The organism is Planomicrobium sp. CPCC 101110 (assembly GCF_007859395.1).
Lineage (GTDB): Bacteria > Bacillota > Bacilli > Bacillales_A > Planococcaceae > Planococcus.
Genome location: NZ_VOHD01000008.1, coordinates 357,473 through 374,903, shown reverse-complemented (window position 1 = coordinate 374,903; position 17,431 = coordinate 357,473). Strand labels below are relative to the sequence as shown.

The 17,431-nt window shown below is 49.9% G+C and carries 16 protein-coding genes; 14 read left to right on the top strand and 2 right to left on the bottom strand.

What is annotated here, in order from left to right:
- From nagZ to FQV30_RS13535, 12 genes are all read left to right on the top strand, one after another.
- A complete protein-coding gene (gene nagZ / locus FQV30_RS13590) occupies nt 1-1,605 on the top strand; it encodes a beta-N-acetylhexosaminidase (RefSeq protein WP_146500689.1) in 1,605 nt (534 codons plus the stop codon).
- Between the two features lie 93 nt (nt 1,606-1,698).
- Entirely contained in the window at nt 1,699-2,547 is an 849-nt protein-coding gene (locus FQV30_RS13585) for a MurR/RpiR family transcriptional regulator (protein ID WP_146500688.1), read from the top strand.
- Nucleotides 2,548-2,695: 148 nt separating this feature from the next.
- The gene (gene murQ, locus FQV30_RS13580) at nt 2,696-3,580 is read left to right on the top strand and encodes an N-acetylmuramic acid 6-phosphate etherase (protein WP_146500687.1); all 885 of its coding nucleotides are present in this window, start codon (nt 2,696-2,698) and stop codon (nt 3,578-3,580) included.
- Nucleotides 3,581-3,613: 33 nt separating this feature from the next.
- On the top strand, nt 3,614-4,993 hold the full coding sequence (locus FQV30_RS13575; RefSeq protein ID WP_146500686.1) for a PTS transporter subunit EIIC: 1,380 nt from the start codon (nt 3,614-3,616) through the stop codon (nt 4,991-4,993).
- Between the two features lie 319 nt (nt 4,994-5,312).
- Nucleotides 5,313-6,380, top strand: a complete 1,068-nt coding sequence (locus FQV30_RS13570; protein ID WP_146500685.1) for a DUF871 domain-containing protein — start codon at nt 5,313-5,315, stop codon at nt 6,378-6,380.
- A 178-nt stretch (nt 6,381-6,558) separates the two neighbouring features.
- Nucleotides 6,559-8,490, top strand: a complete 1,932-nt coding sequence (nagE, locus tag FQV30_RS13565) for an N-acetylglucosamine-specific PTS transporter subunit IIBC (protein ID WP_146500684.1) — start codon at nt 6,559-6,561, stop codon at nt 8,488-8,490.
- 60 nt (nt 8,491-8,550) lie between these two features.
- Entirely contained in the window at nt 8,551-9,720 is a 1,170-nt protein-coding gene (nagA, locus tag FQV30_RS13560) for an N-acetylglucosamine-6-phosphate deacetylase (protein WP_146500683.1), read from the top strand.
- Nucleotides 9,717-10,457: a glucosamine-6-phosphate deaminase gene (gene nagB / locus FQV30_RS13555; RefSeq protein ID WP_146500682.1), complete on the top strand. Its 741-nt coding sequence runs from the start codon at nt 9,717-9,719 to the stop codon at nt 10,455-10,457. Before nagA ends, nagB begins: the two co-directional genes overlap by 4 nt.
- A 5-nt stretch (nt 10,458-10,462) precedes the next feature.
- Nucleotides 10,463-11,185, top strand: a complete 723-nt coding sequence (locus FQV30_RS13550) for a GntR family transcriptional regulator (RefSeq protein WP_146500681.1) — start codon at nt 10,463-10,465, stop codon at nt 11,183-11,185.
- A gap of 172 nt (nt 11,186-11,357) precedes the next feature.
- The gene (locus tag FQV30_RS13545; protein WP_146500680.1) at nt 11,358-11,624 is read left to right on the top strand and encodes an HPr family phosphocarrier protein; all 267 of its coding nucleotides are present in this window, start codon (nt 11,358-11,360) and stop codon (nt 11,622-11,624) included.
- 251 nt (nt 11,625-11,875) lie between these two features.
- Complete coding sequence (locus FQV30_RS13540; protein ID WP_146500679.1) at nt 11,876-12,610, top strand: SIS domain-containing protein; 735 nt, start codon at nt 11,876-11,878, stop codon at nt 12,608-12,610.
- Nucleotides 12,611-12,756: 146 nt separating this feature from the next.
- A complete protein-coding gene (locus FQV30_RS13535) occupies nt 12,757-13,740 on the top strand; it encodes an N-acetylglucosamine kinase (protein WP_146500678.1) in 984 nt (327 codons plus the stop codon).
- 3 nt (nt 13,741-13,743) lie between these two features.
- On the opposite strand, the gene FQV30_RS13530 is transcribed toward FQV30_RS13535, so the two are convergent.
- On the bottom strand, nt 13,744-14,283 hold the full coding sequence (locus FQV30_RS13530) for a TVP38/TMEM64 family protein (RefSeq protein ID WP_146500677.1): 540 nt from the start codon (nt 14,281-14,283) through the stop codon (nt 13,744-13,746).
- Nucleotides 14,284-14,375: 92 nt separating this feature from the next.
- On the bottom strand, nt 14,376-14,702 hold the full coding sequence (locus FQV30_RS13525) for a four-helix bundle copper-binding protein (protein ID WP_146500776.1): 327 nt from the start codon (nt 14,700-14,702) through the stop codon (nt 14,376-14,378).
- A gap of 150 nt (nt 14,703-14,852) precedes the next feature.
- On the opposite strand from FQV30_RS13525, the gene FQV30_RS13520 reads away from it, so the two are divergent.
- On the top strand, nt 14,853-15,404 hold the full coding sequence (locus tag FQV30_RS13520; RefSeq protein ID WP_146500676.1) for a GNAT family N-acetyltransferase: 552 nt from the start codon (nt 14,853-14,855) through the stop codon (nt 15,402-15,404).
- Nucleotides 15,405-15,652: 248 nt separating this feature from the next.
- Nucleotides 15,653-17,401 carry a M28 family metallopeptidase gene (locus FQV30_RS13515; protein WP_255473463.1) on the top strand — a complete coding sequence of 583 codons (1,749 nt, stop codon included), beginning with the start codon at nt 15,653-15,655 and terminating at the stop codon, nt 17,399-17,401.
- Nucleotides 17,402-17,431: the final 30 nt, after the last annotated feature.

Here is a 17,431-nt window from a genome sequence, read left to right as displayed (position 1 = left end):
ATGTCATTGCAGAAAAAAGTGGGCCGCTTATTGATTGCCGGATTTCACGGCAAGACCGTATCTGAGAAAATGAAACATCTGATCCATACCTATCATATCGGGGGTGTCATATTGTTCGTCCGCAATATCGGCACGCCGGCAGAAGTTTTAGAACTTACCCGGAATCTGCAAAAAGAGGCGAAAGCAGCCGGGTATGCGACGCCGCTGCTGATTTGCCTCGATCAGGAAAATGGCACCGTCCGCAGAATCAGCGAGGGCACCACTGCCATTCCCGGAGCGATGCTGCTCGGTGCGACCCGAAATCCCAGGCATGCTTTCCAGGCAGGCATCCTGACCGGGAAAGAAATGAAGGCGCTTGGCATCAACTGGAACCTTGCGCCTGTTGTTGATATCAATAACAATCCGCAAAACCCGGTCATCGGCGTCCGTTCTTTCGGCGAAGAGGCCCATAGCGTCGCGGAAATGGCTGAACAATTCATGCTGGGGATGAGGGAAGCAGGCGTCATGTCAACGCTAAAACATTTTCCGGGGCATGGCGACACCTCTGTGGATTCCCATCGGGATCTGCCGGTCATCAGCCATGATTTGAAAAGGCTCCATGAAGTGGAACTTGTGCCGTTCAAAAAATGCATCGCCAGCGGAGCCGATGCCGTGATGAGTGCCCATGTCTATTTTCCGGCATTGGAAAAGGAACCCAACAAGCCAGCCACCTTATCGCATTCGGTCATAACCGGGCTGCTTCGGGAAGAGCTTGGGTTTGATGGCGTCATCACAACCGACTGCATGGAGATGGATGCCATTATCAACGGGATTGGAACGGTAAAGGGCTGCGTGAAAGCGGTCGAAGCCGGAGTTGATATGGTGATGGTATCGCATAGCCATGCCGTGCAGGAACAAGCGGTTCTGGAATTAGCCGAAGCTGTAGAAAGAGGCGGAATTTCAGAACAGCAAGTCGACCAGTCGATTGAGCGGATCGAACGCATGATTTCCGGCTGCGTGTCTTGGGATGATGTCTGGACAACTCATGAAGTGGAAGCTTTTATTGGATCGCAGGCCCACCATGATAAAGTGAAAGGGATTTATCAGGACGGCATTACGTTAGTCGGAGAAAGGGGGGCGCCTATCAAAACAAAAGACAAAGTGCTGGTAGTCCATACAGCAGATGAGTATTCCGCCATCGTTGAAGATCTGCACATTGCTAATTCTGCATTGGCGGAGAAACTGCAGATTGTCCATGAATATGCCGAAGCGTGTGAAATAGATTTGTCCCGCTATGAAGATGAATTGGCTGCCCTAGAGCCCAAATTGAAAAAACACGATCACATAGTGGTACTGACCTCGAATGCCGCCAGGATTCCAGAGCAGCAAAAATTGGTTGCCCACTTGATTGACAGCGGGAAGCCGGTTGATGTCGTTGCCGTTCGAACGCCTTACGATGCGGCCCTGTTTCCGGGGGCAAACCGAAGGATCTGCACATATGAATATACGCCAGCCGCTTTGGAAGTGGCGGCTGAAGCATTGGCGGGAAAAACGGAAGTGAAGGGGCAGCTTCCTGTCACACTGGAACATCAGGGCAATTCCAATCAATCTTTCCATAAGCGTTAAGTTTTTATTTGCGCGGCAAACATTTCTCCTATACTATTCAGTAGAAGCGAAGCGCTGCTAGAAAAGCACCTGAATTTGGTTGGAGGTTTGTTTATGAAATCGTTGGTAGCAAAAATAGAATCGAGTTTGCCTCAATTGTCCGAAGCGGAAAGGCGGATCGGCGAATATATCATCGAAAGGCCGGATGCGGTCCCCCACATGACCACAAAAGAGCTGTCTGAGAAATCGGGAGTGAGTGAAGCTTCGATCATCCGTTTCTGCAAATCGATCGGGATGGGAAGCTTCAAGACTTTCAAGCTGGCCCTTTTGAAAGACGTGACGCTAATGGATACGAATTTGACGGATTTTTCGGTTCTGCAGCAGAAGGACTCGCCTTATGACTTGTTCCACAAAATCATCCATGTCAACAAATCGGCCATAGAATCATGCGCAGATTCCATGGACCGGAAAGAGCTGGCAAAAGCGGTGGAAGCCCTCAAAGAGGCTGAGAAACTTGTCTTTTTTGGAGTCGGCGGTTCATCGACAGCCGCAGTTGATGCCCAATATAAATTCACAAAGCTCGGCTATCATTCCATCACGTCATTGGATTTCCATTATATGCTGTCGCTTATTCCGCATTTGACGGAAAAAGACGTCTTTGTCGCCATCAGCACTTCCGGAAAAACAAAAGATGTTCTCGAGTTATCCCGCTTTGCCAAAAAGAGAGGCGCAACGGTTATCGCGCTGACAACCATCAACAAATCCCCTTTATATAAAGAAGCGGACATCCGGCTCTGCACACCGAACGTGGAACAGGATTTCCGGATCGGCAGCATCTCGTCGAGAATGACGCAACTGACAGTTGTTGATACGCTCTATATGAGCATGTTCCATCACATCGGCGAAAAAGTGGTGCAGAAATATTACGATGCGCGCGCGGAAATGGAAAACCTGCGAAGATGAATCAGACCTGCTTTACAGACACCGCTTCAAGTGGTGTTTTTTTGTTTATGGTTTGAAATTAAATTTCATATTTTAAATAAAAAGTATTGACTTAAAATTTCGAATAATTACAATAGATTTAAGAAATAAATTCCAAAAGGATGATCCGATGCTGGAAAACTTGTCTACAGAAAAAAGAAACCAAGAAACGATGCGCCTTGATGAAATGTCAACAATGGAAATATTGGAAACGATGAACAGGGAAGATCAGAAAGTGCCGCTTGCAATCGCGGATGAAATGCCGCAAATTGAACAGGCGGTGAAAGCGGTCATCGGGTCATTCAAAGCTGGCGGCAGGCTGATTTATTTGGGCGCCGGAACAAGCGGGCGCTTAGGGGTGCTTGATGCGGTTGAATGCGGACCGACCTTCGGGATTTCCCCGGAAGTGGTGATGGGATTTTTAGCCGGAGGGATGAAAGCGTTCTCAGAAGCGGTCGAAGGAGCGGAAGACAGCCTGGAAATGGGCAAGAAAGATTTGAAGTCCGTTGCTTTAACTGAGAAAGATACGGTCATCGGCATTGCGGCAAGCGGCAGAACGCCTTACGTAATCGGGGCTTTGCAATACGCCAATGAAAGAGGCGCAAAGACAGCCGCAATTTCCTGCAACAAAGGGGCTGAAATCAGCCAATATGCGCAGATTGCCATCGAAATTGAAACTGGGCCTGAAGTGCTGACAGGTTCCACCCGGTTGAAAGCGGGAACTGCCCAGAAGCTGGTGTTGAACATGATCTCCACCGCTTCTATGATCGGCATCGGGAAAGTCTACGGAAACTTGATGGTGGATGTGCAAGCGACCAACATCAAGCTGATCGAGCGCTCCAAAAAAATCATCATGGATTCGGCGCAAGTCGATTACGGCACGGCACAGCTCTATTATGAAAAAGCGGATGGGCAGGTGAAGGTGGCAATCGTCATGATTTTACTTGACTGCACAAAAGAAGAAGCGGAAGCGAAATTAGCATCAGCAGGCGGTTTTGTACGTAAAGCGGTTTAGAAAAAACAAGAAGCGGGAGAGCGGGGGGACAGTATGAAAAAAGAACAAAAAATGGCTCATGACATTCTCGGGAAAATCGGGGGAAAAGGGAATGTCCAGAAAGTGGCGCATTGTATGACGCGTCTGCGGTTGTCATTGAAAGACGACAGCAAAGCAGATATCAATGACCTGAAAAGAATTGATGGGGTTATGGGAGTTATTGAAGACGACACACTTCAAATTGTTGTCGGTCCAGGAACAGTCAACAAAGTGGCTGCCGAAATGAGCCAGGAAACAGGGCTGGCAATCGGGGAAGAAGCGCCGGTTGATGAAAGGGACATGGATTTCAGTGAACGCGCTGCTTTGAAGAAAGCGAACATGAAAGAAAAGAACAAAACGCCGTTTAAACTTTTCCTGCGCAGGGTCGGAAATATTTTCATTCCGCTCATTCCAGGGCTGGTCGCGTCCGGGATCATCAACGGAGCGGCGAACTTTGCCAAGAACGCGGGCGTTGATGCAACTGTCACATGGATGCAGATTTTATTGCTGCTGGGAAGCACGGTGTTTACATACTTGGCTATCTTAGTCGGCTGGAATACGGCCAAAGAATTCGGAGGCGCTCCGGTGCTGGGGGCGATTGCCGGTGGAATCTTGTTCAATCCGTTATTGGCGGAAATAACGATTTATGGCGAGCCGCTCGTTGTCGGTCGCGGCGGTTTGTTTGGCGTCGTGTTTGCCGCTTGGCTGATGACTTTCATTGAGAAAAGGGTCCGGACGGTTATGCACAGTTCCGTGGACATTCTCTTTACGCCATTGATTACAATACTGATCGTCGGTTTTGTATCGCTGTACGCGATTGTACCGATTGCCGGCGTTTTATCCGATGGCATCACGACGGGACTGATCGCGATTTTGGATGTTGGCGGAGTGGTTGCCGGAGCCATACTGGCAGGATTCTTCTTGCCGCTTGTCATGCTGGGCCTTCACCATGGGCTGACGCCTATCCATCTTGAACTGATGAATACGCTGGGAAGCACCGCGCTGCTGCCGATTTTAGCGATGGCGGGAGCGGGACAAGTCGGAGGCACGATCGCGATTTTCGTCAAGACCAAAAATCAGCGTTTGCGCAATATCATCAAAGGCGCGCTTCCGGTGGGTGTCCTTGGAATCGGGGAACCATTGTTATACGGAGTCACTTTGCCGTTAGGCCGCCCTTTCGTCACAGCCTGCCTTGGTGCGGCATGCGGAGGAGCGTTCCAGGCAATCATGCACACAGCAGCCCTCGGAATCGGCGTATCGGGCATTTCCTTGATTCCATTGATTGCTGAAAACAAATACATCCTTTACTTCCTAGGCCTGGTCGTCGCCTACACATTCGGCTTCCTCTTCACCTACCTCTTCGGCTTCAAAGAAGAAATGGCAGAGGGGATATAGAAAAGTGGAAACGGTCGTTCAGGTTCGACAGGCAAGAGATGGCCCAAAAGAAGTTTGGGCGATCTCTTTGCGACGAAGCACGAAGTGCTGCAGGAGCAATAAAGGTTTTAGACAATTTAGCGAAGTGGCGCTTTCTGCCACACAGCTGGGTTGGCTTATGACCCGAGAACCTGACCGTTGAAGTCTGGACAATAAGAAAAGCGGAGGCAGCCGTCTAGCCCCGACAGGCTTAAGTCAGCATTCTCCGCAAAACTCATGAAACAAAAGAAAAAGGGGGATGCTTCTCCCTTTTTTCATTTTTGCAAAAGGAGGCAGCAACATGCGCGGCATTTCTGTATATCTTGGCGAAGAGTCGATCAAGAATTTGGAACCTTATATTCGAAGGATACGGGAAAACGGCTTTTCTTCGATTTTTACATCGCTGCATATTCCGGAAGAAAACCCGGCGCTGTACGAAGAGCGGCTAAAGGACTTGGGTGCGCTTGCTGTTAAATATGATTTTGAGCTTATGGCGGATATCTCGCCTGAATCTCTCGCCCATCTTGGCTTTGACTGGGAAAACGCAGATGGCCTGCTTGAATGGGGGCTAGCCGGTTTGCGGATCGATTATGGAATCGATGAAAAAAAGATTGCCGAATTGTCCGGCAAAATGAAAATTGCGCTGAATGCCAGCACGTTAACGGCGGAAAATTTAAAGCGCCTGAAAAGTGCCGGGCTGCGGATGGAATCTGTGGAAGCGTGGCATAATTTTTATCCCCGCCCGGAAACCGGATTAGATGCAGAGGAGTTCGTCCGGGTGAACCAATGGCTGAAGCGGGAAGGCCTTACGGTAATGGCATTTGTTCCCGGTGACGGGAAACGCAGGGGACCGCTTTTTCAAGGGCTTCCCACTTTGGAGGACCATCGGCATTCTTCGCCGTTTTCAGCGTATCTCGATTTGTTGAAAACAGGGTCAGTCGATAAAATCCTGATAGGCGACCCGGCCATCAGCGAAGAATCGATGGCCCAATTTGCGCTGTACGACCAAGGCGTGGTTCAGTTGCGCGCGGAAGCATTCATTTCCGATCCGCCGTTGCTGGAGAGGCTGGCCGCGGTCCAGACCAATCGCCGGGACGCTGCACGCGATTGCGTCCGCTCAATCGAATCCAGGGAATACGGATTGACCGGCCCTCATGCGGCTGCACCCGAAAATACCATTGAAAGGCTGCGCGGAAGCGTTACGGTCGACAATGAAAAATACGGACGCTATCAAGGCGAAATCCAGCTGACAAAAAGGGATTTGCAGGCGGATGAAAAAGTGAATGTTATTGGCAGGATCATCGAGCAAGATCGGCCTTTGCTGGCATCGATACAGGGCGGCGTTAAATTTCAAATCATTTGGGTTTGAAGGAATCCTGAAAAGAAAGGCTGAAGCTTTTGCGTTCAGCCTTTTTTAGTTGTAAACAGACAAGAATGCTTCTTGTAAAATGAATGTAAAGGCTTTCAATTATTTATTAAATTGGTATAGACAACTATACAGGCGTTGGTTATAGTGAACTTAATCATACACAAAGGAGTGAGACCATTTGTTTAACTTTTTGCAACGAATAGGGAAATCATTGATGTTTCCGATTGCGACGCTTCCAGCTGCCGCTTTGCTTTTGCGGTTTGGCCAGGATGATCTGCTCGGCATTCCGTTTTTGTCTGCGGCGGGTGCGGGGATTATCGACAACCTTGCCATCATTTTTGCCATCGGCATCGCGTTCGGACTTGCCCATGACAGCAACGGCGGGGCGGCACTCGCTGGCGCCATCGCTTATCTTGTCTTGACTTCGGCAATCGTAACGATCAACGAGTCGATCAACATGGGGGTATTTGCCGGGATTCTTTCGGGTATTGTCGGCGGGCTTTTATACAATAAATTCTACAATGTGAAATTTCCGGCTTGGCTGGCGTTTTTCGGAGGCAGGCGCTTTGTCCCCATTGTCACCGCAGCAGCCATGACGGTGTTGGCGGGCGTACTGGGTTATGCGTGGCCGCCGATTCAACAAGGCATTGACGCGGCAGGCGATTGGATTTTGAATGCCGGCATGTTCGGCGTCGGAGCTTACGGTTTCTTGAACCGCCTGCTTTTGCCGACAGGTTTGCACCATGTCATCAACACTATCGTGTGGTTTGATTTTGGAACGTTCACCGATGCGAGCGGCGAAGTCGTGCGCGGGGAAATCAACCGTTTCCTAAAAGGCGATCCGACAGCGGGGCCATTCCTTTCCGGATTTTTCCCGATCATGATGTTCGGGCTTCCGGCGGCTTGTCTTGCCATGTACATGGCGGCTAAAAAAGAACGTAAAGCGGCTGTCGGCGGGATGCTTTTCAGTATCGCCTTTACTTCTTTCTTGACAGGAATCACAGAACCGATTGAATTCTCGTTCATGTTCCTGTCTCCAATCTTATATGTGGTCCATGCTCTATTGACAGGTGTCGCCATGATGGTGGCGTTTGCTTTTGATATCCGGCATGGTTTCGGCTTCTCGGCCGGAGCCATCGACTATGTGCTGAATTTCGGGCTTGCCGAGAATCCGCTGATGCTTTTGGTGATAGGCCTCTTTACCAGTGTGATTTATTTTGCCATCTTCTATCTCCTGATCATCAAGCTGGACTTGAAAACGCCAGGGCGGGAAGATGAAGACGAGGAAATGGTTGAAGGGGACAGCACAGAACATGCAGCAGCTGGGAGGGATGAAACGGATGCCAGAGCATACCAGACGATTGCGGCGCTTGGCGGCACCGACAATATCGTTGCTGTCGATTACTGCACGACGCGCCTTCGCTTGACGGTGAAAGACGCGGACCGGGTGGACGAAAGAGAATTGAAGCGTACAGGCGCACGCGGACTGATGAGGATCAATAAAACCAACATCCAAGTGGTTATCGGAACAGCAGTGGAATTTTTAGCGGATGCCATGAAGAAACGCATCGCAAACGGCAATCCAGCGCCGGACCAGCGGGATGCTATTGATTTTGATGCAGCTGCTCCGGGCGGAAAAGCGGCGGGCAAAGAAATCCTGCCGGAAGATTTTCTGATGCCGGTAGACGGAAAGATTATTCCGCTTTCTGAAGTTCCGGATGAAGTGTTTGCGCAAGGCATGATGGGGCCAGGATTCGCGATTGTGCCATCGGGCAATACCATCCATTCACCGGTCGATGGAAAAGTGGTCAGCATCTTCCCGACAAAACATGCTATCGGACTGGAGACGGATACTGGCGTCGAAGTGCTGATCCATTTCGGATTGGATACGGTACATCTTGGGGGCCAAGGATTTGACTTGCTCGTGAAAGATGGCCAGCTCGTGCAGCGAGGCGACGCGTTATTGAAAGTCGACATGGATTATGTCGGAGCAAAAGCGCCATCGACCGTTACACCGGTTGTTTTCACCAATTTAACCGATCAGAAACTTGAAGTATTGAAAACCGGCAACCAACGCCAAGGTACGGGTTCTATCATCAAGGTACAATAATGACAAAACAGGCCAGGAGATCCATTGTGATTTTCCTGGTTTTCCAAAGGAGGGGCTAAAATGGCTAACAGCATCTTGATTTCCAACATAACGATTGCCGATGCCTTGACTGGCGAATTCAACGGCGACATCTTTTTAAGAGGCGGCAAAATTGTCGAAGTGGCACCGAGGATTGACCGGACGGCGGATATCCACATCGATGCGGCCGATAAAAACTGGAGTGCTCTTCCAGGATTTATTGACGTCCACATCCACGGAGCCGCAGGGTTTGATGCGATGGATGCAACGCCAGAGGCATTGGCGGAAATAGCGGGCGCGCTTCCGAGCGAAGGGACGACAAGCTTTTTGGCGACGACGATGACCCAATCGGAAAATGCCATTACAGAAGCGCTGCAAAACGCCAGCCGCTTCAAAGCAAGTGATGGCCAAGCGGAAATGCTCGGAGTCCATCTGGAAGGGCCGTTCATTTCAGCGAAGCGGGCAGGCGCGCAACCGCTTGAACACATCACGGACCCTTCAATCCCGCAGTTTACGCAGTGGCAGGAAAGGAGCGGCAACCGCATCAAACTGGTGACCGTCGCGCCCGAAGCGGAGAACGGGCTGGAATTTATCGAAGCCGTTTCCAAAAGCGGCGTGATTGCTTCGATCGGGCATACCGATGCGACGTTTGAACAAGTGCAGGAAGCGGTAAACAAGGGAGCGAGCCACGTAACCCATCTATACAACCAAATGAGCCCGCTGCACCACCGGAATCCTGGAGTGGTCGGCGCCTCCTTGCTGGAGGACGCGTTAACGGTCGAAGTGATTGCTGATTTCGTCCATAGCCATCCGCAGTCAGTGGCGCTTGCTTTCCGCCAAAAAGGAGCCGGCCGGATGATCCTTATCACGGACGCCATGCGGGCAAAAGGGCTTGATCCGGGGGTATACGACCTTGGTGGCCAGGAAGTCCAAGTGACGGAAACGGACGCACGGCTTTCGGACGGTACACTGGCCGGCAGCATCTTGACAATGGATGCGGCTGTGAGAAATGTGGCCTCGATCACTGGCTGTACGTTGGCTGACTTGGCGGCGATGACTTCGGCCAATGCGGCGAAGGAACTGGGGCTTGAGCAAAAAGGCAGCATCGGAGCAGGAAAAGACGCGGACATCACCATTCTTGACGAACGATTCAATGTGCAACTGACCATCTGCAGAGGAATCATTGCTTATTCGAAGGAGGAGTTGTCATGAACGTCCATGTATATAAAGATTTTGAAGCACTGAGCAAGGAAGCGGCAAAACGGGTCGAACAGCAGATTGAGGAAAAAAGCGCTTCGGTTTTAGGTTTGGCTACAGGCTCCACGCCAATCGGCCTTTACCGGAAAATGAGCGAAGGCGTCAAAAAACGCGGCATGTCTTACCGGAACGTCCAAACGATCAATTTGGACGAATATTTGGGGCTCGATCCGGAACATCCAAGAAGCTACCACACATTTATGGACGAGCATCTTTTCAAGTTTATCGATATTCCGGAAGAGAACCGGCATCTACCAAACGGCAAACCGGATTCAGTGGAAGAAGAATGCCGTCGCTACGAACGGTTGATTGACTCGATCGGGCCGATTGATTTGCAGATTTTAGGGCTCGGGACAAACGGCCATATCGGCTTCAATGAACCGGGGACCGAAGAAGATGAGGAAACGCATTGCGTCAAATTGGCGGATTCGACGCGTGAAGACAATGCCCGCTTTTTCGGCTCGATCGATGAAGTGCCGACGCACGCCATTACGATGGGGATTCGATCGATTTTGAAAAGCAAAGAAATCCTTTTATTGGCCTCCGGCAAAAGCAAAGCGGAAGCGGTGAAGACGCTGCTCGAGAAAAAAGTGACAAAAGATTTTCCGGCGTCGTTCTTATGGAACCACTACAACGTTACGCTCATGGTCGACCAGGAGGCGTACGGGCTTGTGAAAACAGAAGGGCGGTGAATGCGGTGGTAGATAAACAATCGCCGATCCCGATTTACGCGCAAATCGAAGAACAGCTGAAAAACCAAATCGCAGAAGGCAAATTCCCGCCTGGCGCAGCCATCCCATCTGAACGGGAATTGACGGAAACGTTCGGCGTCAGCCGCATGACTGTCCGCCAGTCGATCACCAACCTGGTGAATGATGGCTTGCTGTACCGGGAAAAAGGGCGCGGAACATTTGTCGCCGCGCCGAAAGTCGAACAGCCGCTCAGCGGTCTGACAAGCTTTACGGAAGACATGCTGTCCAGAGGCATGGCGCCGAGCAACCAATTGCTGAAATTTGAAAAAAGGCAGCCGGATAAAGGGATTGCTGAGAAATTGCATATTGCGGAAAGCGCCGAAATCTATTTTGTGGAGCGGATCCGCTATGCTGACGGCATTCCGATGGCTATTGAACGGACCTATTTGCCGGTGGCCCTTTTTCCGGATCTTAGCGGAGAAGTGCTGAAAGAATCGCTTTACAAGTACGTGGAAAAGACGGCGAAGCTGAAAATCAGCGGAGCTGTACAGCGGATGGAAGCGGCGCTGGCCAAAAAGGAAGACGCCGATTTGCTGCATGTGGAAACGCCGTTTGCCGTATTGGTCATCGAACGGGTAAGCAAATTGAGCAGCCAAGTGCCTTTTGAAGTTGTCCGCAGCACATACCGGGCCGACCGCTATAAGTTTACTAGCGAAATCCAGCGGTAAGGGCTGAAGACTGTCCTTCAGCGAGGCTAAGAATCCGCTCGAATTGTTCACGCATCAGACAAATTTTTAATATTATACGGATTGCAAAATAGACTTTTGGAAGCGGTCAATGCTATCCTAGAGACATTGGCTGTTTAACTAGAAAGAAGCCACCAAAAGGAGAGAATGTAACATGATCGAAAAAAGCTATAAAATCACAAGCCCTGAAGGCCTTCACGCACGCCCGGCGTCTGCACTAGTCGCAGCGGTGTCTCCATTCGCGGCAGATGTGAAATTAGGGTACAAAGAAAAGCAAGTCAACATGAAATCAATCATGGGCGTTATGTCGCTTGGAATCGCAATGGGCGGAGAAATCCAAATCGTTGCAGATGGTTCTGATGAAGATGCGCTTATGGCTAAAGTGGACGAAGTTCTGGTTTCTCAAAACATCGCTCAATAATACGGATTTCATGAAAGCGCCAACTCCTTGGTAAAAGGGGTTGGCGTTTTTTATTTGGGAAAATGTAGTACGGAGATTTTGCAGGGGAAAATAGAGGAAGGAAGTTCATGTAAGGGAGGGAGGAATGCATGTATAGCATGTGATAGTTTAGAAAAGAACGCGAAAACTCCATGAAGAAAATCTCGGCACTCGAATTCTAAGCAGTTGCTTCAGGATATACTTATAACAAGTAAAAAACAGGAGCTGATGGAATGCTGAACGATTATTTTGAACGAGCGAAAGAACGGATTGAACTGGTGGAAAAAAGCGAAAAAACGAATATGCTGGAAGCCGCCCGGAAAGTGGCGGAGGCGATTCAAAGAGGCGGCATCATTCAATTGTTCGGCTGCGGGCATTCGCATATTTTAACGGAAGAAGTGTTCTACCGGGCGGGAGGATTGGTCCCGATGAAGCCGATTTTTGTGGAACCGCTGATGCTTCACGAAGGCGCGTTGACTTCTTCGCAATTGGAGCGGAAAAACCAATATGCTGAAAGCTTTTTGGAAGAACAGGATTTCAGGGAAGAAGATGTGGTGTTTGTTTTGTCGACATCGGGACGCAACCCTGTACCGGTGGACGTGGCCCAGTTTGCCAGTGGAAAAGGGGCATATGTGATCGGCTTGACTTCACTGGAATATTCCAAGAGCCAGCCATCACGCCACACGAGCGGTAAGCACTTGTTCAACTCGGTGGATCTTGTCATCGATAACCATTCGGTGAGCGGCGATGCTATCCTGTCTTACGAAAAAGTGAAAGTGCCGTTCGGTCCGACTTCCACAGTTGTTGGCGCAGTCATCCTGAATGCCATCTTTGCGGAAGCGATCCGGATACTGGCGGACAATGGCGTGGAACCGCCTATATTCCTCAGCGGCAATATCGATGGGGCCGACGGTCATAACAACGGCCTCGTAAAAAAATACCAAGAGCGCATTCCATTGTTGTCCTAAACCTTTGAACTCATGCAGCTATAAAAGCCTGCACCAGAAAATTCCCGGCCGCAGGCTTTTAAAATTCCTTTGATAACCAGTATAATGGTAGAATCTCGGTAATGCTTTATCCAATTATATGACCGAAAAAAGGTGGGAGCAACAAGATGTATGTATTAGGGATTGACGGTGGGGGCACAAAAACGTCTGGAATCGTGGCGGATGAAAAAGGGAATATCTATATGCAGGTAGCCACTGGCCGAAGCAACCCCAATACGTTATCACAGCGGGGATTCGAACAAGTGATGAAAGACTTGCTGCTTGGATTGAAACGGCAGAACGAAGAAGTCTACAACCAAATCACCGTCTGTTTCGCTGGAATTGCGGGCGTCGATGAAAGCCGGCGAACCGCGGAAGTGGCAGAACTGCTCCGAGGCTTTTTGCCGGAAGGCGCGATGTTGATCGTTCAAAACGATGCCATCAACGCCTTGTATTCGGGCACAGTCGGCGAAGCGGGCATCGTCCAGATATCAGGGACAGGCGCCATTACATTCGGCATCAACGAACAGCGGCAGGAAGTCCGTGCCGGCGGCTGGGGCTTTTTATTCGACGAAGCGGGAAGCGGTTTTGCGATCGGCAAAGCGGCGCTGCGGGCGGTTTTCAAGGAATACGATTTGCGCGGTCCGGCCACTTCGCTGACAGGAAGGCTGTTGAACCATTTCCATGTCGATGAATTGACGGAAATCATCAATCAGATCTATGGCCAGGAATACGCGCGCGCCGTCATTGCACCGCTTGCGCCATTGGTGGTGGAAGAAGCTGCCGCTTCAGACGAGATCGCCCTGAGCATCCTGGTTGATGCATGCGCAGAAATGCTTCATAGCATTGAGACATGCCACCGCCAGCTGTTTGAACCGGATCATCCGACCACGATCATCTTGGCAGGCGGTGTTTTTTCCGACTGGCCTTTGTTCAGCAGCATATTCAAAAGCTTGGCGACCGATACGATGCCGAACGTCAATTTCCGGCCGACGCAGATAGCCCCGGTCGCGGGTGCGGTTGTCGCCGGATTGAAGTCGCACGGAATGGAGCCCTCTGACATATTTGTCCGCCGGATCAACGAGCAGATTGATCAGGAAGTGAACGTTTGATCTCTACCGTGAGCCGGTTTTTCGTTTTCTGAGCATCCAAAGAATCAAGGAAATGACAAGAACGGCGGCAAGTATGCCGGCCTGGTGCTCCGCGGAGAGGCTTTGCGTATAGCCGTAAGCGGCCGCGACTTCCAAAAAGACGGCGGGGATCTTCCCGATGGTGCTTGCGAGCGCAAAGCGCCAAGCGGATATTGTGGTCAGCGAAGCACCAGCGGTCACCAGGCCGGACGGCACAAACGGAATCAGCCGGAACCCAATGACCGACCAGAAGACGCGTCCGGGCGGCTGGCTTTGCAGCGTTTGAAAAAAGCGGTGGGCCCGCCACGCCGGATCCATTTTTGAGAAGCCCAGCCGGTACAGGTAAAAGCCGAGAATCGCGCCGAAAATTTCCCCTGACAACGACAGAAGCGTGCCGCCTGATATGCCGAACGAATTGATGTTGAGCGTCGTCACGAAAAAGCTCGGGATAAACCCGACAGCGCCGATTGCCATATTCAGCAAGAGGAGCAGGAAAAACTCTGCAGCAAGCGTTAAACTCATCATGGTCCGTTCCTTTCTAAAAAAGATTGCGCAGAAGCGGAGGCTCGTCCGCTTCTGCGCAATCTTGGCGATTCATGACCGGTTTCCTTGTTCTATTACATCATACTTCTGCACGCTTCTGCACATTTAAAGCAAGCATCCGCGCAAATCTGGCAATGTTCGTGATCATGCTTTTTGCATTCATTGCCGCAGGCGTCGCAGATGAACGCGCAAACCGTGGCGAGTTCTGAAACAAAAGGCGATTTTCTGGAGACAGCCTGTGCCAAAAATGCGCACATGTCGGCGCATTCCCGGTCGAGGCGGATGCACTGAGCCATCATTTTCACATCGTCTTCCTGCAAGCACGCATTGTAGCAGTTGTTGCAGGCGACCATGCAATTTTGCAAGCTTTGAATAAATTCGAATTGCTGTTCTGGAACCATTCCAAAAACCTCCATTTCAAATTTTTCAGTACAACACTTAACTTCCCGCTCCTTTTTGTTCTAAACAGCGAGCGGTTTTGCAGGAAAAATATTATATGGGGCGAGAACCGGTTATGCTAGGATGGTTATAAGAGACAAGGGGGGATTTTGGTGTTCATACATAAGATTGACGACGATTTATCCCTGCGGCTGGTTGAAATGCGGGACGCCAAACGGATTTTCGAGTTGACCGACCAATCGCGGGACTATCTGAAAGAATGGCTTCCTTGGCTGGACTTTACGCAAAAGCCCGAAGACACTGAAGATTTTATCAAGATGGGCCGGACGAACTTTGTAGAAAGCAGAAGCATGAACACGGTCATCCTGTATAAAGGGGAAATAGCGGGTCTGGCCGGATTCAACGAAATCAACCAGTCGAACAAAACCGCCAAAATCGGCTATTGGCTTGGGAAGGACTTTCAAGGCAAAGGCATCATGACTCGCGTGGCGAGAGCGTTGACCGACTATGCCATCAACATTTTGGAAATGGACAAAGTCGAAATCCGTGTCGCGACAGAGAACAAGAGGAGCCGCGCCATCCCTGAACGGCTGGGATTCACGGAAGAAGGCACCATCCGTCAAGCCGAGTGGCTCTACGACCATTACGTCGACCATGTAGTGTACGGCGTGCTTGCAGAAGAATGGAATAAAGGCAAAAAGTAAAAGCAGCGGATTTCCGCTGCTTTTTTCTTTTTACCTGTTTTAGGATGTGCAACAGACAACCTAATGAACCCTAAATCATAATCTGCCATTTTAGAAGTTTAGTAATTCCCCTTTTTGGGGGGATTCAAGCGTTCATTGGAAAAAATAAGAATTGGCATAGAAATTGCATTATGGAAAGTAGTGAATCTTAAGAAAGGATAAAAAGCAGACCTTGAGATGATTAAAATTCAAATAGAGGAGGAATTATCTTGCATAAAACTGAACAGCTGCAAGAATTTGAAAACGAATTATTGTCAAAGGTTTCAAAAGAAGGGCTGATGGAATTCACAAAAGAAATTGCGAAAGAAGTCCGGCTCTCGGGTTCAGAAGAGGAGTTAAGGGCATTCCAATACGCAAAAAGCCAGTTGGAAAGTTTTGGGCTGAAAACGGAACTGCTTTTTAGTGACAGCTATATCAGCATCCCACTGAGCGCATCGCTCGAAGTGAATGGCAAAGAATTCGATTGCATCACCCATTCAATGTCTAAACCGGTTCAGAATCTGGCCGCTGAAATTGTCGACATTGGCAGCGGATCGGATGAAGAATACCGGGCCAATGATGCGAATGGAAAGATAGTGCTAATCGATGGGTTGGCAACCCCGGCAGGCGTACAAAAAGCAGCTTCCTACGGAGCAGCGGCAGCACTGTTCATTAACGCGAGGTATACACATGAAATGATTGTTTCGCCTGTGTGGGGCACGCCTATTCCAAGAACGGTTCCTTATTTGCCAAAAACTCCTGTGGTTTCTGTGAATTTTGAAAACGGTCAAGCCATCAGGCAAGCGATTAAAGAAGGCAACAAATGCCAGATATCGACAGAAGTTGAAACAGGCTTCCGTTCCATTCCAACACTGACGGCGGAACTTGCAGGCAGCGAAGAACCTGAGAAATTTGTTATGTTCAGCGGCCATATCGACTCCTGGCACTACGGTGTCATGGACAACGGCACGGCCAACGCCGTGATGCTGGAAGTGGCCCGGATACTCTCGCAATACCAAGGTAAATTAAAACGCACGCTCCGTTTGGCATTTTGGTCCGGCCATTCGCATGGCCGCTATGCAGGTTCAGCTTGGTATTGCGACACGCATTGGGAAGAGCTGTATGAGAATTGCGTTCTCCATATCAATGTTGATTCGGTCGGCGCGAAAGATGCGGTCGTATTGACGGAAGCGAACTGCATGAAGGAAACGAAAAGCTTGGCAAAAGAAGTGATCGGCACGTTGACAGGAGAGGAATTCGAAGGGTCGCGGTTTGGGCGCGCAGGCGATCAATCGTTTTTTGGAACAGGCACGCCTTCGGTTTTCATGGGGTTGTCTGAACAAGTGCCATCAGATGAACCGGCCGCCGCCGCGTTCAAAAATCTGTTTGGCGGAGGGAAAGCGGGAGGTTTTGGCTGGTGGTGGCATACTACTGAAGACACAATCGACAAAATTGATCCGGACTTCTTGAAGCGAGATTGCGAAATTTATGTCATTATCGTTTACCGAGCTTTGAACAATCCACTCATCCCGGTCGATCCGTTGGCTGGAGTTGAAGAAATAGAGGAAGGGGTGCAGGATTGGCAGGAAAAAGCGGGTGATTTATTCGATTTGTCCTTAGCGATTTCGCGGGCCGGGCAATTGAAGAGCAAGGTAGAAGAACTTCAAGGAGCAATTGCCAAGGCCGATAAAGAAGACCGCGTAAAAGTATCGCTTGCCAATGAAGCCATAATGGAGCTTTCACGGATTTTAGTGCCGTTGAACTACGTGAAGGGCAATGCATTTGACCACGATTTCGCGCTCAAACAGCCGGTGATTCCGAAGCTGGCAGAACTCGATGAATTGATACAGACAGACCGGAATTCGAATGAATTTCAATTTCTTCAAACTTCACTTCTCCGCAGCAGAAACGAAGTGAACTTTGCTTTAAAGAAAGCGATTCAGGCTGCAGAGAAAGCAATCGGACAACTGACGCAATGACATTGGATGCAGTTAGAAGCGGAGAGGGGA